Here is a 26,128-nt window from a genome sequence, read left to right on the forward strand (position 1 = left end):
GGATCCCGATGAGCAGACCCACCATCGTGCTGGTGCACGGAGCGTTCGCCGATGCCGCGAGCTGGACGCCCGTCACCCGGGCGCTTCTGGACGCGGGGCACCCCGTCATCGTCCCCCCGAACCCGCTGCGCACGCTCTCGGGCGATGCCGAAACGGTGCGCCGGGTCGTGGAGGCCGTCGACGGGCCCGTCCTCCTCGCCGGTCATTCCTACGGCGGCGCGGTGATCACGGTGGCGGGGGCCGCTGAGAACGTCGTCGGGCTGGTGTACGTGGCCGCGTACGCGCCGGACGAGGGCGAGAGCCCGGCAGACATGGATGCGCGCTATCCCGCGACGGACCTGCGCGATCACCTCGTCGCGCTGCCGAACCCGACCCCCGGGCGGGAAGACGGCGTCGACCTCTCCGTGGCGCCAAATGCATTCCTTCCCGTCTTCGCGGCCGGCCTCGACCCGCGCATCGCCGAAGTGCTCGCGGTGTCTCAGCGTTCGTTCGCCGATGCGGCCTACACCGAAGCCGCTTCCACCGCCGCATGGAGGGTCAAGCCGAGTTGGGGCATGGTGGCGACGGCGGATCGGACCGTTCAGCCCGACGTCCAGCGACACGGGTACGAGCGCGCCGGCACGCACATCGTCGAGATCGACGGTCCGCATCTGGCCATGCAGACCCATCCGCGCGACGTCGTCGCCCTCATCGAGACGGCGGTGAGCGCCACGGTCGCTGCCGCCGCATGAGGCGGCACGACGGGCAGCACGGAGGGCCACCGGCTCGCGGCGGCCCTCCGTGCGCCGGTCACGCGTCCGCGGTCACCCGTCGGTGTGCCCGGCCGCCGAAGTGAAGGTACGTCGGGAGGCCGTCGGCATCGGCCGGGTTGAAGAAGACCGTCAGCAGTGCTGCGTCGGAGATGGGCAGGTCGAGCAGGAACGAGTCCTCCCGGGCGACCGGCTGCAGGGGCAGGTCGACCATCGGAGGCCAGCCCTGATCCTGCGCGACGCCGTGAGAGGGCGTCACGGTGGCCAGCAGGCGGCCCTCCTGACCCGCGGAGATCTGCAGGCTCAGCCCTTCGCGCTCGTACGTGCCGACGTAGCGGCCGACCTCCGCCACTCCCGCATCCTCCAGCGCCGCGGGGTCGGGGCGCGGGCCGACCCCGAGCCGTCGCCCGAACAGCCAGTCTGCGAGCTCGCGATACATGTTCAGCGCGCTTTCCACGTTGGTCTGCAGGCAGAACCCGAACCGCTGCTCCGGGGCGACGCGCATGAACGCGTTCTGCCCGATCGAATTGCCGTCGTGGCCGATGACGGGAACATCGCCCCACCGGTCCAGGATCCAGCCCAGGCCCCAGCCTTTTCCGAGCACCGAGTCGTCGACCAGTTCCACCTGCTGCTCGAGCATGCTCGCGGCAAGCCCGGCGTCCAGCAGCCGCGTGCCATCCGGCGCCACCCCGCCGTCGAGGTGCAGTCGCACGAACTCGAGGACGTCACCGGCGGAGGCGACGACGGCGGACCCCATAGGGCCGAAGGCACGCCACAGGCCCCACGTCGGGCTCACGATCTGGGTCGCGGGATCCTCGGGGTCGGGGATGTGGCCCACGGCGGCGGGATGGACGATCGCGTCCTCGGCGAACGACACGGTGTGCTGGAGCCCGAGCGGCGTGAAGATGCGCTCGCGCAGCGCCTGCTCGAAGCTCATCCCCATCTGGACCTCGACGATCCGGCCCAGGATCGAGTACCCGCTGTTGCTGTAGCTCCAGATCGCCCCGGGCGGCGCGATCTGCGGCAGCTCGGCGCATCCGGCGACATACGCGGCGAGCGCGTCGTCGCCGCGTCCGGTATCGGTGAAGTGGTCGCCGTCGAAACCACTCGTGTGGGTCAGCAGGTCGCGCGCGGTCACGGTGTCGCGGGCTCGGGGGTCGGCGACTTCGAAGTCGGGCAGGTAGGTGCGGATGGGGGCGTCGAGGTCGAGGGTCCCCTCCTCCACCAGCATCATGACCAGCGTCGCGGTGTAGAGCTTGCCGATGGAGCCGGGGAGGAAGAGCGCATCCGGGGTGGTCGCCTGCCCCGTCCGCAGGCTGAGCACGCCGGTGGCGACTTCGGTGACCGAATCGCCATCCAGGACGGCCAGCTGCGCGCCGGGGACGTCGTGCTTCGTGATCAATTCGGCGAGCTTCTGCTCCAGTTCCTCCGACGCGAACATCCCGTCCTCCTTCATTGCTCGACCTACAGTGTAGGTAAGAATACCTACACTGTAGGTATCGCTGTCAAGAGCGTTATGCTCGTCCGGTGGCGGCCCTGACGCGAAGACGCATCCTCGAGTGCGCGGTCGCCATCGCCGACCGCGACGGGCTGGATGCCGTGACCCTGCGCCGGATCGCCGGCGAGCTGGGGGTGCACGTCACGTCGCTGTACAACCACGTGGAGACGCGCGACGCCATCACCGACGGGATCGTCGAGCTCCTCCTCGACCAAGCCCACCTCCCCGTCACCCCGGTGGACTGGGAGGAGTGGGTCCGCACGTTCTTCGCCGCGATGAGTGCTCTGGCCATCCAGCATCCGGGTGCGTTCGCCGCGCTTTCCCGCCGACCCGTGCAGGGGGCGCGGGCCGCCGCGTCGTTCGAGATCGCGATGGCGGCCTTCGCGCGGGCGGGACTGTCCGCGGGCGAGGCCTACAGCGCCGTGAAAGCCGCCGTCTTCCCCGCGCTCGTGGTGGGGGCCGAGCGCAGCATGAGCGCCCGGGGCGAGCTCCCCGAGACGGTCATGGAAGACCTCCCGCCCGAGAGCTTCCCTCAGTTCCACGCACTCGAGGATTACGACCCCACCCTGGCGTGGGCGTTCAGCCTCGAAACCCTGGTGGCGGGGCTGCGAGCGCAGATCTCGGATCGCGCGAGCACCGCCCGATAGGACGGTCCCGGCTCAGCCGGCGTGCGGGCCGTGGTCCTCGGTATCCGGTTCGGCGCGGAGAAGATCGGCGATCTCCTCCTCCGGCCGCGGCGCCTCCGTCTCATCCGCCTCGAGCTCGGGGATCGTCGGCTCATCAGGGCCCGGAACATGCTCCTGGGACGAGTGCTCGGGGTGGGAAGACATGGCGGGCCCTTCGGTCGACGACCTCCACAGCGTATGCCCGACCCCGCCTCCTCACGTCAGGCGGCGCGTCGTGAGGAGGTGCTGGAGGATGGACTCGGTCGGAACGGATGCCGGATCGTACTTGTAGCTCAGCTTCTGCACGATCGAGATCTCGTCGATCACGCCTGCCACCTCCGGCGACCAGGGCTGCATCATGCTCAGCTGCAGCACGTGACTGGCGGCGCTCGAGAGATGGCCGGCTTCGGACCACTGCCCGCGGAACTCGGGGATCAGCGCCCGCAGGGCTTCGAAGATCCGGTGGTAGAGGAAGTAGTCGGGCAGATCGTCCCGCTCCGCCCACCACATCTCCAGCGCCGCGCGCTGCAGCCGGATGACGAGGGAACCGGGAGTGGCCGCGATGAACCAGTTGCCGATCTGTCCTGTGGTCCAGCGCGGATACAGCACGCCCGCGTCCAGGAACGGCCGGATGACCTCGCCCAGCGGGCGGGGCACCCAGCACGTCGCATCCACCCAGATCCCGCCGTGACGCTCGAGGAGGGCAGCCCTGACGTAATCGGCGAAGTGGGCGGGGCGGTCGTGCTCGAGCACCGACTGGACGCGCGGCGGAATATCGATCAGCTCGCGCACACTCCCCGCATCCAGCAGGCGAACGTCGGCATGCACACGCTGGAGTTGGGCGACGCATGCGCGGACGAGGTCGGGAGCGTCGTCCACGCCGGTGTTCCAGTACGAGTACACCGGAAGCGGCACGTCGCGGGCACGGGCGCCTTCTTCGGCGGCCAGTCGTCTCCCGAGGGCCGAGCTTCCGCGTCCGGCCGGCAGGCGCGCGGTACGGCGGAGTTCATCCGTGCGCTCGCGGAAGAACTCGGTGACGGCGCGGCTCCCCCGCCGGGCCGCGGCGGGGTCCACGGCGTCCTTGAACTTCTCGACGCGTGCGAGCTGTGCCGCGAGGCCTGCGAGGAAGGACGGGGCGCCGTCCTCCGCCGCACCGGGGCGGACGAGGTGGGCCATGGTTCAGTGTTCCACGTGATCGGTGCCGCGCGACGGCGACGGCAGGTGCGTCGCTCTGCCGATCGCCCTGACGGTGCAGTGGATCTCCCATCCCAGGCGCACCGGCCCGCCGACCGCTTGTCCGCCGCCGCTTCCGCGTTCGCCCGCGCCCGAACTCCTCAAGACGGGCACGGAAATGGCGTCAACACCGGCTGCAACCGGTTCCCGGGGCTGGTTTTGCGGAGTTCGGGCGGGGGCGCGCCCGGTCGCGGTTCCGCAGAGCTGGCGGACGCGGGCATCCCGCCCGGGCCCGCCGGTGCCGCCCGAGGGTCGGGTTGCCGCCTCCGCCTGACCCGAACTCCTCAAGTCGGCCGCAGAATCGCCCGAACGCCGTGTACAACAGGTTCGCGGGGGCGGTTTTGCGGAGTTCGGGCGGGGCCGCGCCCGGACCAGGCAGCAGACGCCGCGAACCTTCCGGCGCTGTTCCTGCCGGCGCTGCCTGCCCGCGCGAAGCCGGCACCGACTCCCCACCACCGGCACACAGCACCGTGCTGAGTCGGGTGATTCAAAGGAGCTGATCCGGGGTGATGCGAGCCTCGGGGCGCCGCGGCGGCAGGACCAGGAGGAGCCCGAGGACGGCGCTGAGTCCGAGGCTGATGATGTTCCCGATGACGTCCAGCGCGGAGCCCTCCAGGTGCACCAGGTGATAGCCGAAGTGCAGGATCCCGAACACCGCCCACGCGACGCCGGCAACCCGGCCCGGAAGGGCACTGCGATGGACGATCGCGAGCACGCTCACTGCTGTCAGGGCGAGGTAGAAGCTCCCCACGTCGCGGATGAGGTGCTCGTTGTAGGGGCCGTCGACGTCGATCCAGTGCAGGCCGAAGCCGGGGAACGACGCATAGAACTCGGTCGGGAAGAACTGCGCCCAGATTCCGGCGTACAGCCCGAGGACCACGGTGAAGGCCAGCAGAACGCGGCGGAAAGGTGTGTTCACATCCACCAGACGACGCAGCGCCGGGAAACGTGAGGTGGGAACGGACCCTGCCGCGATCGTGGAACGCCGCCTACCGTCAAGGACATGGATCAGAGCGGCGACGCCGCCGGCGGCGGCGGCGGCGGCGAGGAGAGAAGATCCGATGAACGAGTGGACCGCCGAGGAGCTTCGCCGGCTCGACAGGATCGGCGAAGTGCGCGTCGCCGGCCGCCACGCCGATGGCACGTCGCGGACTCCCGTGATCGTCTGGCACGTGGTGGTGGACGGCCAGCTGTATCTGCGCTCGGTGAAAGGTCCGCGGGGCCAGTGGTTCCAGGGCGCCACGAAGTACTTCGACGGATTCCTCAGCTGGGATGGTCACACACGGCCGGTGGCCTTCACACTCGACTCCTCGCACGACGTCGCGATCGATGCCGCGTACGCCGCCAAGTACGGCAACGGGTCTGCGACCCGGGCGATCACCACGGCACTTGCGAAGCAGACCACCCTGCGCGTGAACCCCCGTTGACGCGGGCCGGCCCCCATCCACCACCACCGTCGAGTCGGATCCACTGCTGACGGGGCTGGCTCCATTCGCGTGCGACGTCGGTGAGCCAGATGGTGGAGTCAGGACCCCACCCGGCGATGACCGTGGCGTATTCACTGTCGATTTCAATGAGCTTCGTCGCCGAGGAAAGGTACCCCAGGGTCGTGAGGTGGGCGGCGTCCCATTGCTGCGCCACCCGCTCCCAGTCAGGGATGAGCCACCTGCCGTCACGCCCGGTGACGCGGAACCAGTCGTGGCGACGGGACGCGGTCACCTCCATCGGATAGTCGCGGCACAGATCCGCCCAGTCGTCGGCGGAGCCGATTTCGAGCACCCGTCCTGCTCCGCGTACCGGGATGACGGTCGCGACCTCCCACCCGAGGGAGTCCTCCACCAGTTCGAGTGCATCCCGTACCTGTGCGCGAGTTTGCAGAAGCTGCTGCGGGATCGACCACCACGTCCCGGACCAGTTGGCGTGCGGGTCTGACGGGCGCTCTCGTGCCGACCTCTCCTCCTCCTCGCCCTGCTCTCTCGTCCACCGGGAGAGAACTGCGGACGGATCGCCTTCGATCGGCATTCTGTCCGAGGCGACGCGCCAGTCCACCGCCCACTGCGCCCTCGCGGACGGCGCCGTCATGTCTGGCATCACCGCGACCAGGCGGGCGGCGACCCGTGACAGCGACTGCCGCACGACCGGCAGGGAGGCGACCCTGTCCGCACCATCGGGCTCCTGCCAGTAGAGAGCGAAGTCCACCGTTTCGCACATCGCCTCTCGGACAGTGGCTTCCGACACGGAGTCCATATCTGCATGCCGGATGAGGTCAGCGACTTCGGCATCCGCGGAAGGGCGGACTTCGACATCCTCGGCGCCCCCGGCACGGAGGAGGAGTGTCCCGGGATGGGGGTCCAGTTCATGCCCGAGCCGGAACACCGCGGTGCCCACCGCCTCATTGGTCCGGCACAGGTAGCCGAGGCACAGTCGGCGCCCCCGTGGCCCGCGCAACAGTTCCTCGGAGATGTCCATGTCGAAGCCAGCTTGGTCCACTGCGCACGCACGCGCGAGCCCGCCGGGCTTTCGCGGCGGAGGCATTCCGGACGGGGTGCTGTTCATCCTGGAGCAGCGAACCACCGACCTCGCGTTCAGCGACGTGATCCTCCCAGCCGACGGCGTGCTCGATGATGGCGTCGTTATCCTGAGCTGATCGCTGACTGCCAGGGAAGAAGGCCGAGTGGACCTGCACCGGGTTCTCCCCGAGCTGCGACAGCCGATGAAGCGCGCGCAGGTCTCAGCGCCGCGCTGGCTGGTGCGGACGGCCGTGAGACTGATGCCGGTGCCGAAGTCGGATGCCGTGCGCGTGACGAAAGCCCGCACCGGACGCGTCCGGCTCCGTGTGTACATTCCTGGGGGCGAGCGGAGCGGCGTGGGGTTGCTATGGGTGCACGGCGGCGGCCTGCTCTTCGGCGACGCGAAGCAGGACGAGTCTCTGTGCCTGTCCACGGCGGAGCGGCTGGGGATCGTGATCGTGTCAGCGAACTACCGGTTCGCTCCCGAGCACCCTTTCCCCGCCGCGCACGAGGACGTCCTGGCGGCATGGGACTGGTTCCTCGAGCACGCGGAAGAGCTCGGCGTCGATCCTGACCGCATCGTCGTCGGGGGCGAGAGCGCCGGGGCAGGGCTCGCGGCGGCCCTGGCGCACCGCATCCACGACGACGAAGCCAACCGCGAGGGCTGGGCGGGGTACCTCGGCACTGCGCCAGGTGAAGAGACGGTGCCACCGCACGCGGTTCCTGCCCGTCGCACCGACCTTGGGGGGCTGCCGCCGACCTTCATCACGTGGGGGGACATCGAGCTGTTCGCCGATGAAGACCGGGCCTACGCCGAGGCCCTCCGCCTGGCAGGCGTGCCGGTGACGACCGACGTCGTCAAGGGTGCACCGCACGGCTTCGAGAACTGGGCGAAGGACACGCCCACAGCCCGCGCCCTTCTCGGCCGCGCGCAGGAGTGGCTGCGGAGTACGACCCGACGACGATAGAGCGTGGCGACGTCGAAGTCGCCCCCGGACGCAGAACTACCTCTCCGCGGACGAGCCGAGGTTGTCCGCGGCGACGGCCGTCCGGAAGGGCACCAGGAATCGGATGAGCGCGTCAGCGAGGTCATCCGGTGCTTCCTCGGCCATGTGGTGGCCGGAGTCGATGCCGTGACCGGTGACCTCGTCGGCCCACGCGCGCCAGATGACCCGCGGATCGCCGTAAAGCTGCTCCAGGTCGTCTCGCAGCGACCACAGCACGTGAACGGGCATCGCGAGGCGCCTGCCGGCCGCTCGGTCGGCTTCCTCGTCCGCACGATCGACGGTGAGGCCGGCGCGATAGTCCTCGAGCATGGCGCGGACGACCTCGGGATCCCGGATCGCTTCCTTCCACTCGGCATGGTTTGCAGCGCCCATCGTCTCCTCATCGCCGACATACCAGGCGTCGGGGTCGGCGTTGATGACGCGCTCCGGGATCTCCGGCTGGGCGAAGAAGAACCAGTGCCACCATTCGGTTGCGAACCGCGCGTCCGCTCTGCGCAGATGCTCGCTGATCGGCAGTCCGTCCAGCACGACCAGCCCCTGCACGCGCGCCTCGTGGTCCAGCGCCAGGCGAAGGGCGACGTAGCTCCCTCGGTCATGCCCGATCGCGATGAACTTCTCGTGACCCAGCCGGCTCATCAGCCGCGCCATGTCGTTCGCGACCGCGCGTTTGGAGTGAGCGGAATGGTCCGCGCGGGGTCGCGGGCCGATGGAGCGGCCGTAGCCGCGCAGATCCGGGACGATCACGCTGTACCCGGCCCGAACGAGGAGTGGTGCCACCCTGTGCCACGTGGCCCCCGTACGCGGATGCCCGTGCAGAAGCAGCACGGCAGGGCCCTCCCCCGCACGACGTACGCGGAGGGTGGTGTCGCCCACAGGCACATCGCCGATCGTGAATCCATCGAACACCGCTCCAGCCTGCCGCACGCCGGGCGCCTCGGGGGTCACCCGATGAGATAGACCATTCCGCGACCGTCCGCCGCGAGCGACTCGACGAACTCCTGCGCCCGTCGGAGATAGTCGAGGACGTAGCGAAGCTCGTCCTCATCGTCCGCTCCGTCGTGGCTGCTCCATGTACCGGCCCACGCTCGCACCCGAGACTCGTCGATGGCACTGAGCTGGTCACGGATCGAGGGCACCTCCTCCGGGAGGATCGTCCGGACCCACGGGTCCCGCCCCAGGTCGTGCATCGTGACATGTCCCTCGAACATGCGGTGGCACGAGCCCCCGGCGGGGTCACCGGGAGCTGGGCGCGTGAGTGACTGCAGAGCAGACCAGGCCTTGTCGAGGTAGAGCATGTCGCGCTTCGGCGGGACCTGCTCGAACGTTGCGACGCTCAGGGACGCGTGAGGCTCCAAGCCCCACGCGTCGGCGAGCGGATCGCTGGAGAGGATGCTGTGTGGATCATCGACCGCCTGCTGAGCGAGGGCGGTGTCAAAGGCGTATGCGTAGTAGCGGATTCCCATGCGGTCATCATCCCGACCGAGGTGCCGCCCCGATCCTGGCATCTGACACTCTGGGGAGAACGCGCTCGTATCCCGCGCTGTGGTGGAACGGCAGTGCGGTGCCCGCTGCTGTTAGGCCGGCCGCTGCACGTGGATGCACCGTCACACGGCGCGGCGCTGCGCCACCAAGGGGCAGTCGAACGGGTCGCGTTCGCCGAGCCCGACCCGGTTGATGTATCGGATGACGATGGCGTACGACTGGAGCAGCGTGGTCTCCGTGTACGGGATCCCGCGCGCGCGGCAGTACTCCGCCACGATCGGCGCAGCCTTTCGCAGGTGCGGTCGCGGCATCGAGGGGAACAGGTGGTGTTCGATCTGATAGTTCAGTCCGCCCATGGCGATGTCGAGGAGACGGTTGCCGCGGATGTTGCGGCTGGTGAGCACCTGGCGCTGCAGGAAGCCGATCTTCCCGTCCGCCGGGGCCATCATCATGCCCTTGTGGTTCGGGGCGAACGACGCGCCCATGTAGAACCCGAACACCCCGAGCTGCACCGCGAGGAATGCTAGGGCGAGAGCGGGAGAGAGCACGAGGAAGACGAGCACGCCGTACCCGATGAGGCGAAAGCCGATCAGAAGGATCTCGACCCAGCGGCGGTCCACGGGATCACGCGACAGGACCCGCTGCACACTCGCCGCGTGCAGCGCCACGCCCTGCAGCGGAAGGATGGGGAAGAAGAACAGCCCCTGATGCGCGGCCAGCCAGCGCAGCACTCGGTTCCGGCGCTGCACCCGCTCCGGTGTCAAAGGGATGACCGGGAGCTCGGTGTCGGGATCCGTCCCCAGCTTGTTCGGGTTGGCGTGGTGCCGGCTGTGCCTGTGTCGCCACCAGCCGTAGCTCATGCCGACGAAGAGATCCCCGATGACGAGGCTCGTCCAGTCGTTCCACTTGCCGGAGGCGAAGATCTGCCGGTGGGCGGCGTCGTGACCGAGGAAGGCGACCTGCGTGAACAGCACGCCCAGCACGACGGCCGTGATCAGCTGCCACCAGGTGTCGCCGATCAGGACGAACACGGCGAGCGCGGCGATCACCAGCAGTGGAAGCCCGATCAGCTTCGCCCAGTAGTAGGCGTAGCGACGGCGCATCAGGCCGCTGGCCTGGATCGTTCTCGCGAGCTCGGTGAAGTCGCTGTTGCGGTGTCCGGTGCGCGCGGGGGCGGGCGGCGGGGCGTGCTCGTCAGCGCTCTCGTGTTTCCTCACGGGCCGTTCAACCTTCCTTGAATTGCGTGACCCACACACAATAGCGACTGATGCGGCTGACGGGGCGGTGACATCTTCGGGCGCGTTGGCCGCCGGGTGTGCTTACATCGGGAGATGACCGGGCCCGTTGACGGGGATGCTCCACCGCTGCTTCCTCCGCAGCTAGGACGCGTGTGGGGTACCGGCGAGCACGGGACGAAACGCGGAAGGCGTCCCTCGCTCGACCTGGAGATGATCGTCACCACGGCGGCCGAGTTCGCCGACTCCGACGGGATCGCTTCTCTGTCCCTGGTTCGACTGGCTGAGCTGCTCCACGTGTCCGCGAACGCCCTGTACCGCTATCTCGATTCGCGCGACGAACTCGACGTGCTTCTTCGTGAGCATGCGCTCGCGCTTCCCCCTACCCCGGCGTCAGGCACGGACTGGCAAGTCGACGCGCGTGACTGGGCGCACCGTTTGCGCAGCCGCTACCTCGCGCACCCATGGCTGGCGGATCTGCGCTTGACCGTCCCCGTCACCCCGAACGCGCTGGGCTGGCTGGAGGCACTTCTCGCCGCCCTCGAGTCGAGCCCGCTACCCCGACACGACATCCTCCGGGCGGCGGCACTCCTCGACGGATTCGTTCGGGCTCACTTCATCTCACAGCGGGATGTCGCCGCATGGGCGGCGCACCCGCTCTCGGAAGAAGACCTCGTCGAGCGAGTGGCACCCTTATTGGACGCGCGCGGATATGGCCGCGTCGCGACGATGTTCCGTTCTGGTCGGTACCAGCAGCCCACCGCCGAAACGCACGAGCGAGAGTTCGACTACGGACTCGAGCGGATCCTGCTCGGGCTCGCGGCGTAACCGGCCCGATCACGAACGGGCCGCGCCTGCCGCCGTGGGTCAACTGAAGACGAGCCAGCGGATACCGGGCACTTGCCGTGCACATAGACCGGCGCGCAACAAGCCCTCACCCTGCAGCCGACATCGCGCCACAATCGACGCACAAGAACCGTCCGGGAGACCGGCACAGGCTCCTGCGATGTCAACCGCCCCGGAGAGTGCGATGAGATCAGGGGCGCGCTCGCCGAGGATGACGAGCGCGCGTCAGGTGTGACGATCCATGCCCCTCCCCCGGGACCGGCGAAACGGTTTCGGTTCACAGGCATCCGCGCTTGCACCGTCAAGGTTGGCGAAGCTCCTGGGTCGCGTGCGACCGGCGATCGAGCGCAGAAGGAGAAGAGCAATGTCTGCAAACAGAGCTGTCGCCTACAAGGGACCGGGTCTGGTCGAAGTGACCGACACCGCGTACCCCGAGTTCGAGCTCAAGGACGGGCCGGGCGTGAACCCGGCGAACATCGGCCGGAAGGTGCCGCACGGAGTCATCCTGCGCACGGTCGCGACCAACATCTGCGGGTCGGATCAGCACATGGTGCGCGGGCGCACCACCGCACCCTCGGGGCTCGTGCTGGGGCACGAGATCACGGGCGAGGTCGTCGAGACCGGCCCGGATGTCGAGTTCATCGAGGTGGGCGACATCGTGTCGGTGCCGTTCAATATCGCGTGCGGCCGCTGTCGCAACTGCAAGGAGGGCAAGACCGGCATCTGCCTGAACGTCAATCCCGACCGGCCCGGCAGCGCGTACGGGTACGTCGACATGGGCGGATGGGTGGGCGGGCAGGCCGAGTACGTGCTCGTGCCGTATGCCGACTGGAATCTGCTGAAGTTCCCGGATCGCGAGCAGGCGTTGGAGAAGATCCTCGATCTGACGATGCTCTCCGACATCTTCCCGACGGGCTTCCACGGCGCGTTCACCGCCGGGGTCGGCCCCGGTTCGACGGTGTACATCGCCGGCGCCGGTCCGGTCGGACTGGCGGCGGCCGTCGGCGCGCAGCTGCTGGGCGCCGCGGTCGTCATCGTCGGCGACCTCAACGAGGATCGCCTCGCCCAGGCCCGCTCCTTCGGCTGCGAGACGGTCGATGTCTCCCAGGGCGATCCGAAGGAGCAGATCGAGCAGATCCTCGGTGTCCCCGAGGTCGACTCCGCGGTCGACGCCGTCGGCTTCGAAGCGCGCGGGCACGGATCGGATGCGTCGCACGAGGCGCCTGCGACGGTCCTCAACTCGCTGATGGATCTCACCGCCGCCGGCGGCGCGCTCGGCATCCCGGGACTGTACGTGACCGGAGACCCGGGTGGGGTCGACGAGGCCGCCAAGGTCGGTTCGCTGTCGCTGCGACTGGGTCTCGGCTGGGCGAAGTCGCTGTCGTTCACGACCGGCCAGTGCCCGGTCATGCGATACAACCGTCAACTCATGATGGCGATCCTGCACGACAAGGTACAGATCGCCCAGGCCGTGAACGCGACGCCGATCTCGCTCGATGACGCGCCCCGCGGCTACGCCGAGTTCGACTCGGGAGCGGCGAAGAAGTACGTGCTGAACCCGAACGGGTACATCAAGGCCGCGTGAGGTCCGCGCTGACGGAGTGAACGATGGAGCGGGGGCACCCACCGCGCGCCGAGGTCACGGCAGCGGTGCCTCCGCTTCCTCGATGCGCACGCTGGCTGGTCGCCCCCTCAGTGGGACGAGAGGTGCAGTTCTCGAAGCCGCGCGATGCCGGCCGCTTCCGCGCGGAAGATCTCTGCGAGTCTCACACTCATGGCCTCGAACGTCGCCGCGGAGTCGTAGTCCGGCAGGTCGCGGTTCGCTTCGAAGAGCTTCCATCGGCGCAGCGCCGCATCCCTTCTCTGCTCGCTCCCGTCGTCGCCCTGCGCCAACGACTCGGCCACGCCGGCTGTGAGCTCGCGCACGTCGTCGAAGAGGGCGTCGCCCTGCGGCAACGCCGTATCGGCCAGGTCTTGCCACATGTCGCCGATCTCCCGCCACCTGCTGGCCTCCGCTTCGATCTGCGGACGTCGCAGCACCTGTCCCGCCTCCTCGAGAAAGTCACCGAACAGCCCGCGCAGATGACCACCCGCTGCGTTCACCGGAGCGATCGCATCCCAGGTTCCTGCGAGCCCAGTGAGCAGATCAGTGCCACCGGCGAAGACCGTCGGCCATCCCTTCTTCGCCTTGTCGTCCACGATCAGCTTCGACCACTTCTGCCACGCGGGCAGCGAGAAGCTCGTCGACGCGGAGGACAGATGGTCGATCACGACGGACAGCCCATCGAGAACCGCCGACTCGACACGATCCGCGGTGAGGACGACATTCCTCGAGCGAACCGCCAGCATCGCGTTCTTGTATGACCCGACCCGTGACCTCGCGTCGTCGAGCATGTCGCGCTGCACCGTGAGCGGGTGAAGGTTTCGGTCATCGAGATGCACCCGACCGTCCGTTTCTGCGTACGCGACGACGGGATGCCCGCCGTGCCCATCGAGGTGGGCGGGCAGGTTCCAGTAGCCGATCCGGTATCGATCAGGCCAGACGATGCTCGGATTACCTGCCGCGAGTTCTCTCGACAGCAACGCCGATGCGGTCTTTTCACCCCCTGTGCGGGTGAAATCGGCATCCACTCCCAGGCGGGAGAGCGCGGGGACCGCTCGGCGGTCCAGGTGGTTCCACGAGTGCCCGAAGCCGAGGACCAGGTGGATCTCCTTGTGCTCCTGGAATTCCCACAGGATGTATCCGGCCCCGATGCCGCCCGCGATCCCGAAGAGCAGCGCCTCCGAGAGCGGGCCGTTCACGCCGACCACGCCACGATGTGCGAGCACCTTCGCGAGGTTCGACGCGTCGGGGTCGGTTCCCCCGCGAAGCGCCCAGCCGTGGTCGGCTTCGACGGTGCTGTCGGTGACGAATCTCGCGCGAGCGGAGGCGTACCGCTCGCCGGTCCTCGCCATCCGTTCGCGGATACGCGCCTTGAGTTGCTTCTGTCCGGTCATGACCAGGTTCCCCGGTTGCCCTCGCGATCCTCGCCCGCGCTTCAGACCGTGCAACCGTTCTGTGTCGACAACCAGACCTGCTGTATCCCGAGGCTCACGAAGTCCCCTTTGCCTCCGCATCGCCGATCCGCGCGGGGAACCGGTCAGGAGGTTGGGCGTGGGATGCGCCTGGCCGACAGTGTACTGAACGCACGATGAGCGATCCACTGTCGGTGCGGACCGGGCCGCTTTCTGGGGTGGGGCTCCGCGGCAGCTGCTTCGGTCGTTCCCGACCCGCGGGCATCAGACGTCATCGCCGAACGACGAGCAGCCCCCCTGCCAGGCAGATGGCGGCCATGGAAAGACTCACCGCTTGGTAGGAGCCCCAGAGACCGGCGAGTACCGCAGCGGCGCCGGGGGCGAGGGCCGTGAGGGCAGAGATCGGCGCAGCCAGCATCCCGTTCAATCGCCCGTAAGAGGTCGTGCCCCAACGGTCCGAAACAGCGGACGCCTGAACAAGAGTGAATGCACCGCGAACGGCACCGGCAAGGATGGCGGCGGCGAAAATCCATCCGGGTTCGCGGGCGACGGCATAGCCGGCGAGGGATGCAGCGCCCAGCGCCCCAACGACCACCGGTGCGATCCAAGGGGCGGACCGGTACGGGACCGCCAGGTAGAGCACTCGCCCGAGGATTTGCCCTGCACCGATGAGCCCCAACACCCAGGACGCGGATTGGAGATCGAGCCCCTTCTCCACGGAAGCCGGGACCGCGGACAGTGTCGCCGCGCCCAGCGAGAACGAGAGCAGGGCGAGCGCGACCGTGAGGACCCAGAACCTCGTCGATTGCAGCGCCCGTCGCGAAGCACCGTTCGTCGCGGCCGATGCTTCCAGGTGGGGCCACGCGCGCTCCACCGTGAGGAAGTACACCGGGACCAGCACGCCAGCGAGGATCACAGCCAGGATCGCAAACGCGACCCGCCAACCCACCTCGACGACGAGCCATCCCGTAAACGGCGCAAAGATGGTCGATGCGAGTCCACCCGCGAGGGTTACCAGCGTGAGGGGTCCGCGACGGTCCGACCGGTAACGGTGGGTGATGACCGTGAAGGCGGCCTGGTACAGCACCGCGGCTTGAGCCGCACCGCATACGATCCACGCTGTCGCGAAGGTCCAGATGTTCTGGGAGGCCGCCGCGCCGAGCATCGCAAGTGTGCCGAGCACGGCACCGGAAACCATGACGCGACGCGGATGCCGATCCAGCCAGCGACCCACGGCGATCGCACAGACGGCGGATGAGAGGAGCCCCGCGGTGATCGCCAGGAACACTTCCCGATCCGTCCAATCGGTGTCGCCGGCGATCGCGGGCGCGGCTACGAGAACGGCGTAGTACAGCACACCCCACGCGACGATCTGGGTGATCGCCATCGCGAGGAGCCCCGCGCCTTTCCCACTGATCGACAACGAGGGGATCGTTGCCCGTGCGCGCCACCTATCCACGAGATCGGTTACGGTCATCGCGCCACGCAACGAGATCGCGGAGAGGTCCAAGATCCCAACGGGGCGCCTCGAGACCGACGGTGATCAAGCGGGTCCCAACGGTGAAGAGCGCTTCGGCGTTTGCGCAATAGTCGTCGACGTCCTCGGCGAACCGCCCGGGCTTCGGACTCACCCCCGCCGATCTCTCGATGTCAGCCGGATCGCGGCCAATCTGATGACACCAACCGTCCAGTACCGCGTGCTTGTGAGCGATCGTTCCTGCGTCGCCGAATCCGTGCCAAACATCGGCGTGCCGCGCAGCGATCCGCAGGGTGACCTTCTCGCCGCCCCCACCGATCAGGACCGGGATCTGCCGAGTTGGCGCGAGGTTGAGTTTCCCCCACCGGTCCCGGATGGCGGCCAAGCCCGCCTCCAGCATGCGCAGCCGATCTCCCGGGGTGCCGAAGGCGTAGCCGTACTCGACATGGTCCCGCTCTGCCCAGCCTGCGCCGATGCCGAGGATGAGACGCCCACCAGCACCGCGGTCGCTGATGTGGTCGACGGTGCGGGCCATGTCCGCCAACAACCGAGGATTTCGGTAGCTGTTGGACGAGACGAGCACGCCGAGGTCCGCGCGTTCGGTGGACTCGGCCCACGCTGCCAGCATCGTCCAGGCCTCGAAGTGGGCGCCATCGGGGTCGCCGGACAGCGGAAAGAAGTGGTCCCAGTTGAACACCACGTCCACCCCGGTCTCCTCGGCGGCGGCCAGCGCGCGACGAATGTCGTCGTATTCGGCATGTTGCGGCTTGACCTGAGCTCCGATGCGCACGCGTCGGTCAGCGCGAGGAACGTGCAGGGACTCATTTCGCTCGGCCGGGATCACGGCTAGCCGCCGACTGGCACGAAGTGCGAGTCCGGCGATTGAGGCGCCGATCGCGGCGGAATCCTTCGCCACGCCCACACACACCCACAGGCCAGAGCGACCACCACGCCCAGTTGAACGAGCCCGCCGGCGAGATTCGGCTGCGGCAGCAGTGCGCCCGTCGCGTTACCGGCGAAGTGGAGAACGATCGCTGCCCACACTCCCCCTGACAGCCGCTCGGACACGAAGAGAAACAACACCGATAACGGGATCATCGTCAGGAGGTACACGCCGGCGCGGGGCGTGAAGAGCCCCATCGCATGCTGACCGGTGCCGGCCAACAGGAAGAGCGGTAAGTGCCAGACGGCCCACGTCGCCCCCAACACGGCGGCCGTGGGCAGCACTCCCAGCCGCATGCGCAGGCGCGGCTGAACGTACCCGCGCCAACCGAACTCTTCCGCGATGGGCCCGGTGAGCAGGAAGATCACGATGAACGGGAGCAAGCCGCCCATTGAGGTGATCGTCTCCCCGGCGTGCGCATCAAGTCGACCGCCGGAGACGATCGCCGCGCTGACGAGTGCGGGGAGCGCACCGAGCACCAAGGCGGCGGGCACCCACACCCATGGACGCCGGATGCGCCGGCGCGGCACGTCACCTCGGCTGAGCAGGAGCACCGCAAGGAGCGCGGCCAAGGACGGACCGCACGCACCGAGGGAGTACAGCCAGATCCCTGGCGACGTCGTCACGGCACCACCGACGAGAGGGAGAGCCATCCAGAATCCTCCGCTGATGACCGCACACGCCAGCGCGAAGAAGAGAAGCTGCCCGCGCAGTGTCGCCGCACGCCGAGTGCGCGCCGGATTTGTTTGCATGGTCACCCGCGTCATTGTGCGGGCCCGCCCGGACGCTCGGCTTGGAAATACGCGACAACCTGGTCTGGAGCGCCGCCTGGGAAGCACCTTGAGGGCTGTGTCAGTCACTGGGCATGGGGCGCGCCGTGGTGGCGTCCGTCGTCGAATACGTGCCTGCGCCTGAGACGACCAGGCCGTCCGGGCCGAACTCAAGTACCTCGCTGACGAGTTTCCCCGCGTGATTCCGGTAGTTGATGACGACGATGTGTACGCCGAGGTAGATGCCTTCGAGATCGAAATACAGATCGGGAATGCGCTCCAGGCCCAGTTGCCAGTATGCCCGTATCGCTTCCTTCCCACGCAGTACGCCCTCCGTGTGAGGAAGAAGCTGGCGAGCTACAGGCGAAGTGAAGATCGCGTCCTCAGCGAAGTGCGACAAGACCCCATCGAGGTCGTGTGCATTCCACGCCTCGACCCAGCGGCTGGCGAAATCCCGGGCTGCTTCGTGATCCATGGCCGCAAGGGTAGAACTCCCGGAGCCGGAGATGGCCGCCTTCCTTCGGTGTTTCACGCTGGGATGACGTCGGCTGGTTGCGTCTCCTACAATCGCCGCATGCCGAGCGCGGAATCGACGTTTCAGGTCCAGGGTTATGAGTCGGTGGAGTGGTCTCCCGAGATCACCACAGGTTTGCCGACTGGTCACGCGCATATTCGGAAGGCTTTCACGGGGGCCCTGTCAGGCCGTGCAACCGCGCAGTTCAGCTACGCATACGACGGGGAGTCCAACACCGGTACCTTCGTCGCTCTGGAGTCCATCGAGGCAACGCTGGACGGCAGGCAGGGCAGCTTCAACGTGGTTCACTCCTCGACCGTGCAGGGGGGAGCGGTCGGCCCCTCGCGCAGCGATTACTTGCGTATCGTGCCGGGCAGCGGCACTGGTGCTCTCCGGGGCATATCCGGAGACGGTGCCCTTTGGGTGGAAGCGGATGGGACTCATCGCATGCGGCTGGACTACGAGATCCCAGATCTACCGGCATGACCGAGCCGCATGACGCGCGGGTCGGTACGCTGCGTCCGTGATCGACCCGACGCGCGGTGTGCTCTTTCCGCACCAACTGCCCCGGTTCACCCGGCTGGCGCCGCCTCCCGAGGCGTCCGAACTGATTGCGTGGCTGTGGGTCCCGCAGTGGAACCTGCCTCCGGGCGTGGAGTCGCATCAGAGTCTGCTCGCGTATCCCGCGGCGAACATCGTCGTTGAACCGACGGAAGTGAGGCTGTGGGGCGCGACGACGCGCGCATCGGAGCGCGTGCTCCGCGGCAGCGGGTGGGCGGTGGGAGCGGTGCTGCGCCCTGCCGCACTGATGAAGCTCAGCGACGCGCCCGCTGAGCTGGTGGACGGCTTCGTCGAGGTCTGCGCACCTGACCTGCACGAGGCGGTCGCTGCGGCCATGCCCGACGAGCAGGCTGCGGCCGACGCCCTATCGCGGTGGCTCATCGCGCGTGTCGGCACGACGACAGCTGGGGGGCGCCTCGCGAATGAGATGTCGGACTTGTTGCTCAGCGATTCCCGCATCCGTCGCGTCGAGGAAGCGGCGCGGCGGATGCTCGTGTCGACCCGGACTTTTCAGAGACTCACTCGCCGAACGGTGGGAGTGTCCCCCGCTGCGATGATTCGCCGCCGCCGTCTGCAGGAGGCAGCGCAGCGCGTGCGGGAGGGCGGAGGCAGCTCCTTAGCCGAGGTCGCTGCGGAACTGGGATACGCCGACCATGCTCATCTGGCCGCAGACTTCCGAGCCGAGCTGGGGCTGACCGCCTCCGAGTACCACCGGATCATCCGCTCGATCAGCGAATCGGTGGCCTGGCGCCTACCGGCTGACGCACCGCGCAAGCCCCGATCGCGGATGTGAACGCTCAGGAAAGAGCGAGACGGAGAACACTTCGAGCCTGCTCCCTCGACTTCACTCTCGCCTCCGGGCCGTACAACGCGTCGAGGAGAAGACCATCCATGATCGCGAGAAGAGCGGTCGACTTCTCGGCGGCATCCGAAACGCCGAGGGACACCAGACGCTCCGTGAGGGCTTCGTGCACTGCTCGGCCGGATTCACGCAGCGCCGTTTGCAGCTCGGGGCGCCTCCTGCTTTCCAACGTCAGCTCGAGTCGCGCAACATGCGACGATCGATCGCCGCCGTCAGCGCTGACGGCGAAGGCCAGCGAGTCAATCAGCTGGCCTGTAGAGCCGGCAGGGATCCGCGCAATCTTCAGGACGTCATCCTGCGCGAGTCTGTGAGCCGCGGCAGAAAGGAGGTCGCCGCGCGACCGGAAATAGTACGACGTGGTGCCGTCTGGGACCCCGGCGGCGCGGTCGACCGCGCGGTGGGTCAGCCCCCGGCTGCCCTGGAGCGCGAGAGTGGCAACTGCAGCGGACGCGAGCAGTTGACGGCGCGGCGTGTTCAGCAACGGGTTCGTCCTCTTGACAGTGGCTTCTACAGATGTAGAGTACCGCAATCCTCTACATCTGTAGAACCAAGTTGAAGGGCGGCCGATGCCATACGGTTATCTGATCACTCTCGCGTGCGCAGGTGTCATGGTGTGCCTCGCCATGGCTCCGCCGACGAGGCCGCGCCCTGTCGCCCGGTTGGGCTACCTGCTTGGCATGGTCGTGAACGAGATCCCGCTGCTGGCAATGCTGTACATCCTCATCGTCACCGCGTTCGCGGTTGCATGGGACGATCTTCTGGCGACATGGCAGGGGGCGGTCGCGCTTCTAGCCGCGGGCGCCATCGTGGTGGGGTGCGCGATATTGCAGGCGCGGGTGCTGCGGGCGCGACGAGCAGTCTCCCACGCCTTGGGAGAGCCACTCCGGCCACGGCGCCGGGTGTGGCGTTCTCGCTTGCTGCCGATCCCCACTCGTCCTCGGGCCGTACGCCGGTTCAAGGATCTGCCCTACGGCGCAGGCGGGCGTGGGCAACGGCTCGACCTCTACGCATTGCGTGCTCCCGCACAGCGACCATCGCCGGTCGTTCTATATCTTCACGGTGGCGGCTACTTCGGAGGGGATAAGCGCTGGGAATCGCTCGCATTGATGTATCGCCTGGCACTAAGCGGCTGGGTTGTGGTGAGCGCCAACTATCAGCTGAGACCTCGGGTGGGTTACCCGGAGCATGTCATCGATGTGAAGCGCGCCATTGCGTGGGTGCACCGGAACTCGGACAGGTATGGCCTTGACCCATCCTCGCTCGTCGTCTGCGGGAGCTCCGCCGGCGCTCATCTGGCGCTGATCGCCGCCCTGAGCCCCGGCGAACGTCGGTTCCAACCCGGCTTCGAGGACGTCGACACACGAGTTGCCCTCGCGATCGGGCTCTATGGCTACTACGGGAGATACTACGGCCGGGGAGAATCTGAGGATCTCCCCTCGTCGCCCTTCGGGTTCGATGCCACCGCAGCGCCCCCCGTGCTTCTCGTGCACGGCGACCGGGACAGCTACACCTCTGTCGAGGGGGCGCGGGCGCTTGCCCACCAGTTGAAGTCCCGGTCGAAGAATCCCGTCGTTCTCGTGGAACTCCCCGGTGCGCAGCACGGCTTCGACCTCCTCGCATCCGAACGCTTCGAGGCAGTGGTCGACGGGATCGAAACATTCCTTGCGCGTGCACTCACCCGCGTTCCCCAGGCGCAGCGCCCGTAGCAGGGTCGCGTCCGCGTCATCGAATCGCACATGGTTTCACGGTGCGGTGTGCCGCCGACGCAGATAAGGGTGGCGGCACTCCTACGGGCGCCGCACCCCCGTCGCGCCCCTACGGACGGAGATAGGACGCGCCGTTGGCGTCGAGGATGGCTCCCGATGACCACGCTGCCTCCGGGGAGGCGAGCCAGAACACCGCTGCGGCGATCTCCTCCGGGGTCCCGACCCTGCCGAAGGGGCTCTGCGCGCGGAGGGCGTCGCCCTCGGCTCCGTCGAGCTTCGCCAGTTGGCGAGGCGTCGCCACGAATCCGGGCGCGACGGATGTCACCGAGATCCCATGCGGAGCGAGAGCGACCGCCAGCGACTGGCCGAGCGCGTGAAGGCCCGCTTTGCTGGCTGCGTACGCCGGGAATTCGGGTTCACCGCGGAAGGCGCCGCGCGACCCGACGTTGACGATGGCGCCAGGGGCGGGGCGATCGATGAGGTGATTCGCGAACGCCCACGCCAGATTTGCGGCACCCAGAAGGTTGACCGTCACCATCTGATGAAAGGCAGCACTCCAGTCCTCGTACGAGGTTTCGCCGATCACGTGGCGATTGGTGCCGCCCGGAGCGACCGCCGCATTGCACACGAGGACATCGAGCGGGCCGACCGCCTCGATCGCGGCTGCGACGATGGCGCGCCCGCCGTCGGCGACCCCCACGTCGCCGGTCACGGCCGCATGGCCGGTGCCATGGAGGGAGCGGAGAGTCTCCTCGGCTCCGGCCTCATTGCTGGCGTAGTGCACTGCCACACGATCGCCGGCCTCAGCGAACCGTCGTGCCACGGCGGCGCCGATCCCGCCGGAGCCTCCCGTGACGAGGACGGCCCTCATGGCGCGTCGCCTCCCACTCGCGCTTCGACGACGAGAGTCGCTCCCGGGCGCCCGGCAGAACAGGTCAGGTCTCCCCCTTCGGTCCGGCGCGGTAGCGCCACCACGACGCATCCGAACCTACCCAGTTCTTCGAGGGGCGCGGGCCGCTGGCGCGGTGACCCGGCGTTGCGGCCCTCAGCAGGCGAGCGCGGCAGCACCCTACTCTCCGTGCTCGAGGATGTACTCCGTGAAGCCGGGGACCGTGAAGGACAGCCGGCCGTGGCGTGTGGCGTCGATGATGCCCTTGCTGAGCAACCGGTCACGCGGCACCGAAATCGCCTGAGTCGTCGTTCCGAGATGAGCGGCGACGTCTTCCCGCTTCACGTCCACTCCCCCGAGCACTGCGATGGCGCGCAGTAGCTCCCGCTGCTTCGTTGAGGCGTTTCGCCACCGGGCGGAGAACAGCGAGCGCATCTTCTCGTCGACGTAGGTGATGCCCGCTTCGACGTGCCCGAGGGTGATCCGACCCCGTGGGTCCGGACGACCTGCGGCGACCCACGCGCCTTCCCCCACGAGCTGCACCTTGTACGGATATCCCTGAGCGGCCTTCACCCCGGCGATGACGGCCTCCTGCTCCCACGTCACGCCGATATCGGCTGCAGGCTTGTACAGAGCGGTGGCGGCACCGCCTTCGTCGATCCCGAACAGCTCGGTGAAGTCGAAGCGCTCACTGAATGTGACAGCCGAGGTGATGTGGTCATGGCTGCCCGGGAGTCCCACGCTGAAGAGGCCTGCCGCGGGTGGCTCCTTCGCGCTTGCGAGTTCCTGCCATGCGACTGAGACCGCACGAAGACTCGGCTTATCGCCCGCCTGAATCTCATCGATGAGGATGACCAGCCCCGCGCCCCCGGCTTCGCGGATGGCTCCGACCACATCTGTGACGACCGACATGAAAACCTTGCCGGCTGCCGGGGCTTTCTGATGAGCAGGTTTGATGGTCACCCCCGCCCTGACCGGCCCACCGCCAATGGTGATTGTCGCACTGTCGATGAGCCCCGCAAGCTCGTCGAGACGCTTGGTCTTCGGGAGCACCTTCCGCATCTCTTCGAGGATGGATGCCGCGAGGATCTCCCCCTCGACGGCCGTGACCCAGACCGTCTCGATCCCGTGCCGCTCGAACACTCGCTGCGCTTCTCGCAACAGCGACGTTTTACCCACGCCTCTGGCGGCGTAGTCCACTCGGACACTGCCGATGAACTGACCCAGTTGCGCGATGAGTTGCGCTCGCTCCTCATAGAACGCCAGCTGTGCTGTACGGCCGGGAACCGTCTTCGCGACGACTCCCGGCGTGTATGGGCTCGGCTGCGGCATCGCTCTCCTGTGGCTCAGACTTATACATCTGCCCGAAGTATAAGTTCGCGCCACAGGCACGTCGAGGCGTTCGTGAGCGCGTCGGTTTCCAGCATCATGGCGGAGGGAATGCTCGCCTGAGGTGCCCGCCGGCACCGTGCTCGCACTGAGGGCGGCCGGGCATCACGTCGGTGACATGAGGCAGGGTTGAGGGCATGACCTTGACGACGCCCACGCGGACAGAGGCACTCGATGTGCTGCGCGCCCTGGTCGGGCGTGACGACGCCGACTTCCACGACGGCCAGTTCGAGGCCATCGATGCCCTCGTCGACGGTCACCGCCGCGCACTCGTCGTGCAGCGCACCGGATGGGGGAAGTCGGCGGTCTACTTCGTCGCGACCCTGCTCCTGCGCCGGCGCGGCGCAGGGCCCACCGTGCTGGTCTCGCCCCTTCTGGCGCTCATGCGCGACCAGATCGCCGCGGCGCAGCGGGCGGGTGTGCGGGCGGTCGCGATCAACTCGACGAACGCGCACGAGTGGGCTGACGTGCTGGCGCAGCTCGACCGCGACGAGGTCGACGTGCTGCTGGTCTCGCCCGAGCGACTGAACAACCCATCGTTCCGCGACGAGCAGTTGCCGCAGCTGGTGGCGAGGATCGGGCTTCTCGTCGTCGACGAGGCACACTGCATCAGCGATTGGGGTCACGACTTCCGCCCCGACTATCGGCGACTTCGCGACCTCATCGCGCGCATCCCCGCGGGGGTCCCGGTCCTGGCGACGACTGCGACCGCCAACAGCCGCGTCGTGGCGGATGTCGCCGAGCAGCTCGGCGTGCCCGACGAGAGCACCGGCTCACCCGAGGTCCTCATCATCCGCGGTGCCCTCGCGCGCACGTCGCTGCGACTCGGCGTGCTGCGGCTGCCGAACGCGCCGACCCGGCTCGCGTGGCTTCTCAGCCATCTGGGCGAACTCCCCGGCTCCGGAATCATCTACGCGCTCACCGTCGCGGCGGCCAACGACACGGCCCGCCTCCTGCGCGACCGCGGGTACGAGGTGCGCGCGTATACCGGTCAGACCGATCCGGACGAACGCGAGGAGTCCGAGTCGCTCTTGAAGGACAACCGGGTCAAAGCCCTCGTCGCCACGAGCGCTCTGGGCATGGGATTCGACAAACCCGACCTCGGGTTCGTCATCCATCTCGGCGCGCCCTCATCGCCCGTGTCGTACTACCAGCAGGTCGGCCGCGCAGGGCGCGCCACCGCCTCGGCGGATGTGCTCCTCCTTCCCGGCGTCGAAGATCGCGACATCTGGCACTACTTCGCCACCGCGTCGATGCCCGACCGAGACCGGGCCGAGCGCGTGCTCTCGGCCCTTTCGGCCGCGGGGAGCCCGCTGTCGACGCCGTCGCTGGAGGCCATGGTCGACATCCGACGTACACCGCTGGAGCTGCTGCTGAAGGTGCTGGATGTCGACGGGGCGGTCGCCCGCGTGCGGGGCGGATGGATCGCGACCGGCCGACCGTGGACGTACGACGAGGACCGCTACCGACGGATCGCCGCGGAGCGCATCGCCGAGCAGCAGCACATGATCGAGTACGAGGAGACCACCTCGTGCCGCATGGAGTTTCTGCAGCGCTCCCTCGACGACGACACCGCGACGCCGTGCGGACGCTGTGACAACTGCGCCGGAGCGTGGTTTCCCACCGCGATCGGCGACGACGCCACGGATGCTGCATCCGCCGCCCTCGATCGTGTCGGCGTGCCGCTCGAACCGAGGCGACAGTGGCCGACCGGCGCCGACCGGCTCGGCGTCCCCGTGCGCGGCCGCATCCCCGCTGAGGAGCAGGCCGACGAAGGCAGGGCGCTTGCCCGGCTGACCGACCTCGGATGGGGTGGAACTCTCCGCGAGATGTTCGCGGCGGGCGCCGCGGATAGCCCGATCCCGCCGAACGTGCTCGCCGCCTGCGTCCGAGTGCTGGCCGACTGGGGGTGGGCGGAGCGCCCGGTCGCCGTGGTGGCGATGCCCTCCCGGTCGAGGCCGCAGCTCGTGGACTCCCTGGCGCGCGGAATCGCGGACATTGGGCGGATGCCGATGCTGGGAGCACTGGATCTGGCGGAGGGCGGGCCCAGCGGCGGGCCGGGCGGCAACAGCGCCTTCCGGCTCGCGGGCGTCTGGGAGCGGTTCAGCGCAGCAGCTCTGGCCGTTCCGACCGGCCCGGTGCTGCTCGTCGACGACCTCGTCGACAGCAGGTGGACGGTGACGGTCGCGGCGCGTGAGCTGCGCCGAGCCGGGGCGACGGCAGTCCTTCCATTCACCCTCGCGCTCCGGGGCTGACGGCCTCCGCCGCTTTCCGTGTCACGTACCGCCTACCCGGGTTGGAGCGGGGACGGAGGGGTTTGGACGCCGTCTCTCACCCCGCCGGGTCGTAATCCATGAAGTCGCCGACGACCGAGATAGAAGGACCGAGCTCGTCCTGAAGCGCACGCACCAAAGCGTTCCCCTCCTCAATCCAGCGGCGCCCCACCTCGGGGTCGGGCCATCGAACTTCGAAGACCGGATCCAGGACGGTCTGCCACGTGAGGTTCCACGCCCGGATCCGCTGACGAAGTTCGACGGGCAACTCGATCGCCATGGGAACCCGGTCCTCGCCACCCCACTCCGGAAAGAGGACGAGAGTACGGGACCGCTGCTCGGGCGTCACGTCGGTCATGCGCACAGCCTAAGTAAACGTCGCCCTGGTCATAGGGGACGATGACTATTTCTCGCGGCTCGATACCGCCGATCAGCTCCTCGGACATGCCCAACTCCTTTCGTGCGTGACCGACACCGGTCACGTCTATCGGAACAGCGCTGGCG

Annotated in this window: 28 protein-coding genes; 11 read left to right on the forward strand and 17 right to left on the reverse strand. The window is 68.2% G+C overall.

Translation table 11 applies throughout. From position 1 onward, the window contains the following. Positions 1-8 precede the first annotated feature (8 nt). The gene (locus tag E4K62_RS15785) at positions 9-731 is read left to right on the forward strand and encodes an alpha/beta fold hydrolase (protein WP_135069163.1); all 723 of its coding nucleotides are present in this window, start codon (positions 9-11) and stop codon (positions 729-731) included. Between the two features lie 58 nt (positions 732-789). On the opposite strand, the gene E4K62_RS15790 is transcribed toward E4K62_RS15785, so the two are convergent. Next, the gene (locus E4K62_RS15790) at positions 790-2,190 is read right to left on the reverse strand and encodes a serine hydrolase domain-containing protein (protein WP_167747816.1); all 1,401 of its coding nucleotides are present in this window, start codon (positions 2,188-2,190) and stop codon (positions 790-792) included. A gap of 86 nt (positions 2,191-2,276) precedes the next feature. On the opposite strand from E4K62_RS15790, the gene E4K62_RS15795 reads away from it, so the two are divergent. Then, entirely contained in the window at positions 2,277-2,894 is a 618-nt protein-coding gene (locus E4K62_RS15795) for a TetR family transcriptional regulator (RefSeq protein WP_135069169.1), read from the forward strand. 12 nt (positions 2,895-2,906) lie between these two features. Here the strand turns inward: E4K62_RS15795 and E4K62_RS18755 are convergent, their stop codons facing one another. The 3 genes from E4K62_RS18755 to E4K62_RS15805 all read right to left on the reverse strand — a co-directional run bounded on the left by E4K62_RS18755 (position 2,907) and on the right by E4K62_RS15805 (position 5,064). Continuing rightward, positions 2,907-3,077, reverse strand: a complete 171-nt coding sequence (locus tag E4K62_RS18755; protein WP_167747817.1) for a hypothetical protein — start codon at positions 3,075-3,077, stop codon at positions 2,907-2,909. 51 nt (positions 3,078-3,128) lie between these two features. Next, a complete protein-coding gene (locus tag E4K62_RS15800) occupies positions 3,129-4,088 on the reverse strand; it encodes a capsular polysaccharide synthesis protein (RefSeq protein ID WP_135069172.1) in 960 nt (319 codons plus the stop codon). 544 nt (positions 4,089-4,632) lie between these two features. After that, the gene (locus E4K62_RS15805; protein ID WP_240742721.1) at positions 4,633-5,064 is read right to left on the reverse strand and encodes a hypothetical protein; all 432 of its coding nucleotides are present in this window, start codon (positions 5,062-5,064) and stop codon (positions 4,633-4,635) included. Positions 5,065-5,206: 142 nt separating this feature from the next. On the opposite strand from E4K62_RS15805, the gene E4K62_RS15810 reads away from it, so the two are divergent. Next, positions 5,207-5,572 carry a DUF2255 family protein gene (locus E4K62_RS15810; protein WP_135069175.1) on the forward strand — a complete coding sequence of 122 codons (366 nt, stop codon included), beginning with the start codon at positions 5,207-5,209 and terminating at the stop codon, positions 5,570-5,572. On the opposite strand, the gene E4K62_RS15815 is transcribed toward E4K62_RS15810, so the two are convergent. Further along, complete coding sequence (locus E4K62_RS15815) at positions 5,523-6,614, reverse strand: hypothetical protein (protein ID WP_205805798.1); 1,092 nt, start codon at positions 6,612-6,614, stop codon at positions 5,523-5,525. The genes E4K62_RS15810 and E4K62_RS15815 overlap by 50 nt on opposite strands. On the opposite strand from E4K62_RS15815, the gene E4K62_RS15820 reads away from it, so the two are divergent. After that, positions 6,613-6,792, forward strand: a complete 180-nt coding sequence (locus E4K62_RS15820; protein ID WP_135069178.1) for a hypothetical protein — start codon at positions 6,613-6,615, stop codon at positions 6,790-6,792. The genes E4K62_RS15815 and E4K62_RS15820 overlap by 2 nt on opposite strands. Before the next feature lie 27 nt (positions 6,793-6,819). Then, positions 6,820-7,623 (forward strand): alpha/beta hydrolase, encoded by an 804-nt coding sequence (locus E4K62_RS15825; protein WP_240742722.1) that lies wholly within the window; start codon positions 6,820-6,822, stop codon positions 7,621-7,623. A 36-nt stretch (positions 7,624-7,659) separates the two neighbouring features. Here E4K62_RS15825 and E4K62_RS15830 read toward each other — a convergent pair whose 3' ends face one another. The 3 genes from E4K62_RS15830 to E4K62_RS15840 form a co-directional block, all read right to left on the reverse strand. Beyond that, on the reverse strand, positions 7,660-8,568 hold the full coding sequence (locus E4K62_RS15830; RefSeq protein WP_135071474.1) for an alpha/beta fold hydrolase: 909 nt from the start codon (positions 8,566-8,568) through the stop codon (positions 7,660-7,662). A 35-nt stretch (positions 8,569-8,603) separates the two neighbouring features. Next, positions 8,604-9,125: a DUF1877 family protein gene (locus E4K62_RS15835; RefSeq protein ID WP_167747818.1), complete on the reverse strand. Its 522-nt coding sequence runs from the start codon at positions 9,123-9,125 to the stop codon at positions 8,604-8,606. Between the two features lie 141 nt (positions 9,126-9,266). Further along, positions 9,267-10,361 (reverse strand): fatty acid desaturase family protein, encoded by a 1,095-nt coding sequence (locus E4K62_RS15840; RefSeq protein ID WP_240742723.1) that lies wholly within the window; start codon positions 10,359-10,361, stop codon positions 9,267-9,269. A 231-nt stretch (positions 10,362-10,592) separates the two neighbouring features. On the opposite strand from E4K62_RS15840, the gene E4K62_RS15845 reads away from it, so the two are divergent. Together E4K62_RS15845 and fdhA are read left to right on the forward strand one after the other, a co-directional pair. Further along, positions 10,593-11,207, forward strand: a complete 615-nt coding sequence (locus E4K62_RS15845) for a TetR/AcrR family transcriptional regulator C-terminal domain-containing protein (protein WP_167747819.1) — start codon at positions 10,593-10,595, stop codon at positions 11,205-11,207. 382 nt (positions 11,208-11,589) lie between these two features. Then, positions 11,590-12,810 carry a formaldehyde dehydrogenase, glutathione-independent gene (gene fdhA / locus E4K62_RS15850; RefSeq protein ID WP_135069185.1) on the forward strand — a complete coding sequence of 407 codons (1,221 nt, stop codon included), beginning with the start codon at positions 11,590-11,592 and terminating at the stop codon, positions 12,808-12,810. Between the two features lie 107 nt (positions 12,811-12,917). Here fdhA and E4K62_RS15855 read toward each other — a convergent pair whose 3' ends face one another. From E4K62_RS15855 to E4K62_RS15875, 5 genes are all read right to left on the reverse strand, one after another. After that, complete coding sequence (locus E4K62_RS15855; RefSeq protein WP_167747820.1) at positions 12,918-14,222, reverse strand: BtrH N-terminal domain-containing protein; 1,305 nt, start codon at positions 14,220-14,222, stop codon at positions 12,918-12,920. A 289-nt stretch (positions 14,223-14,511) separates the two neighbouring features. Next, complete coding sequence (locus E4K62_RS15860) at positions 14,512-15,717, reverse strand: MFS transporter (RefSeq protein WP_135069192.1); 1,206 nt, start codon at positions 15,715-15,717, stop codon at positions 14,512-14,514. Next, entirely contained in the window at positions 15,692-16,561 is an 870-nt protein-coding gene (locus E4K62_RS15865; protein WP_240742724.1) for an LLM class F420-dependent oxidoreductase, read from the reverse strand. Before E4K62_RS15865 ends, E4K62_RS15860 begins: the two co-directional genes overlap by 26 nt. Before the next feature lie 2 nt (positions 16,562-16,563). After that, entirely contained in the window at positions 16,564-17,313 is a 750-nt protein-coding gene (locus E4K62_RS15870) for a CPBP family intramembrane glutamic endopeptidase (RefSeq protein WP_167747821.1), read from the reverse strand. Positions 17,314-17,512: 199 nt separating this feature from the next. Continuing rightward, positions 17,513-17,905, reverse strand: coding sequence for a nuclear transport factor 2 family protein (locus E4K62_RS15875; protein WP_135069198.1), 393 nt, complete (start codon positions 17,903-17,905; stop codon positions 17,513-17,515). A 99-nt stretch (positions 17,906-18,004) separates the two neighbouring features. Here E4K62_RS15875 and E4K62_RS15880 point away from each other — a divergent pair, with 99 nt between their 5' ends. Next, entirely contained in the window at positions 18,005-18,430 is a 426-nt protein-coding gene (locus E4K62_RS15880; RefSeq protein WP_135069201.1) for a DUF3224 domain-containing protein, read from the forward strand. Between the two features lie 37 nt (positions 18,431-18,467). Beyond that, positions 18,468-19,298 (forward strand): helix-turn-helix domain-containing protein, encoded by an 831-nt coding sequence (locus E4K62_RS15885; RefSeq protein ID WP_135069204.1) that lies wholly within the window; start codon positions 18,468-18,470, stop codon positions 19,296-19,298. Positions 19,299-19,302: 4 nt separating this feature from the next. Here E4K62_RS15885 and E4K62_RS15890 read toward each other — a convergent pair whose 3' ends face one another. Further along, complete coding sequence (locus E4K62_RS15890) at positions 19,303-19,848, reverse strand: TetR/AcrR family transcriptional regulator (RefSeq protein WP_135069206.1); 546 nt, start codon at positions 19,846-19,848, stop codon at positions 19,303-19,305. Positions 19,849-20,044: 196 nt separating this feature from the next. Here E4K62_RS15890 and E4K62_RS15895 point away from each other — a divergent pair, with 196 nt between their 5' ends. Continuing rightward, a complete protein-coding gene (locus E4K62_RS15895; protein ID WP_205805800.1) occupies positions 20,045-21,073 on the forward strand; it encodes an alpha/beta hydrolase in 1,029 nt (342 codons plus the stop codon). 109 nt (positions 21,074-21,182) lie between these two features. Here the strand turns inward: E4K62_RS15895 and E4K62_RS15900 are convergent, their stop codons facing one another. Continuing rightward, on the reverse strand, positions 21,183-21,944 hold the full coding sequence (locus E4K62_RS15900; RefSeq protein ID WP_135069209.1) for an SDR family NAD(P)-dependent oxidoreductase: 762 nt from the start codon (positions 21,942-21,944) through the stop codon (positions 21,183-21,185). Positions 21,945-22,142: 198 nt separating this feature from the next. After that, a complete protein-coding gene (locus E4K62_RS15905) occupies positions 22,143-23,294 on the reverse strand; it encodes an ATP-binding protein (protein WP_135069212.1) in 1,152 nt (383 codons plus the stop codon). Between the two features lie 194 nt (positions 23,295-23,488). Between E4K62_RS15905 and E4K62_RS15910 the strand changes: the two genes are divergently transcribed. Further along, positions 23,489-25,606: a RecQ family ATP-dependent DNA helicase gene (locus tag E4K62_RS15910; protein ID WP_135069215.1), complete on the forward strand. Its 2,118-nt coding sequence runs from the start codon at positions 23,489-23,491 to the stop codon at positions 25,604-25,606. Between the two features lie 76 nt (positions 25,607-25,682). Here the strand turns inward: E4K62_RS15910 and E4K62_RS15915 are convergent, their stop codons facing one another. After that, entirely contained in the window at positions 25,683-25,982 is a 300-nt protein-coding gene (locus E4K62_RS15915) for a hypothetical protein (RefSeq protein ID WP_135069218.1), read from the reverse strand. Positions 25,983-26,128: the final 146 nt, after the last annotated feature.

It is taken from the genome of Microbacterium wangchenii (assembly GCF_004564355.1).
Classification (GTDB): Bacteria; Actinomycetota; Actinomycetes; order Actinomycetales; family Microbacteriaceae; genus Microbacterium; species Microbacterium wangchenii.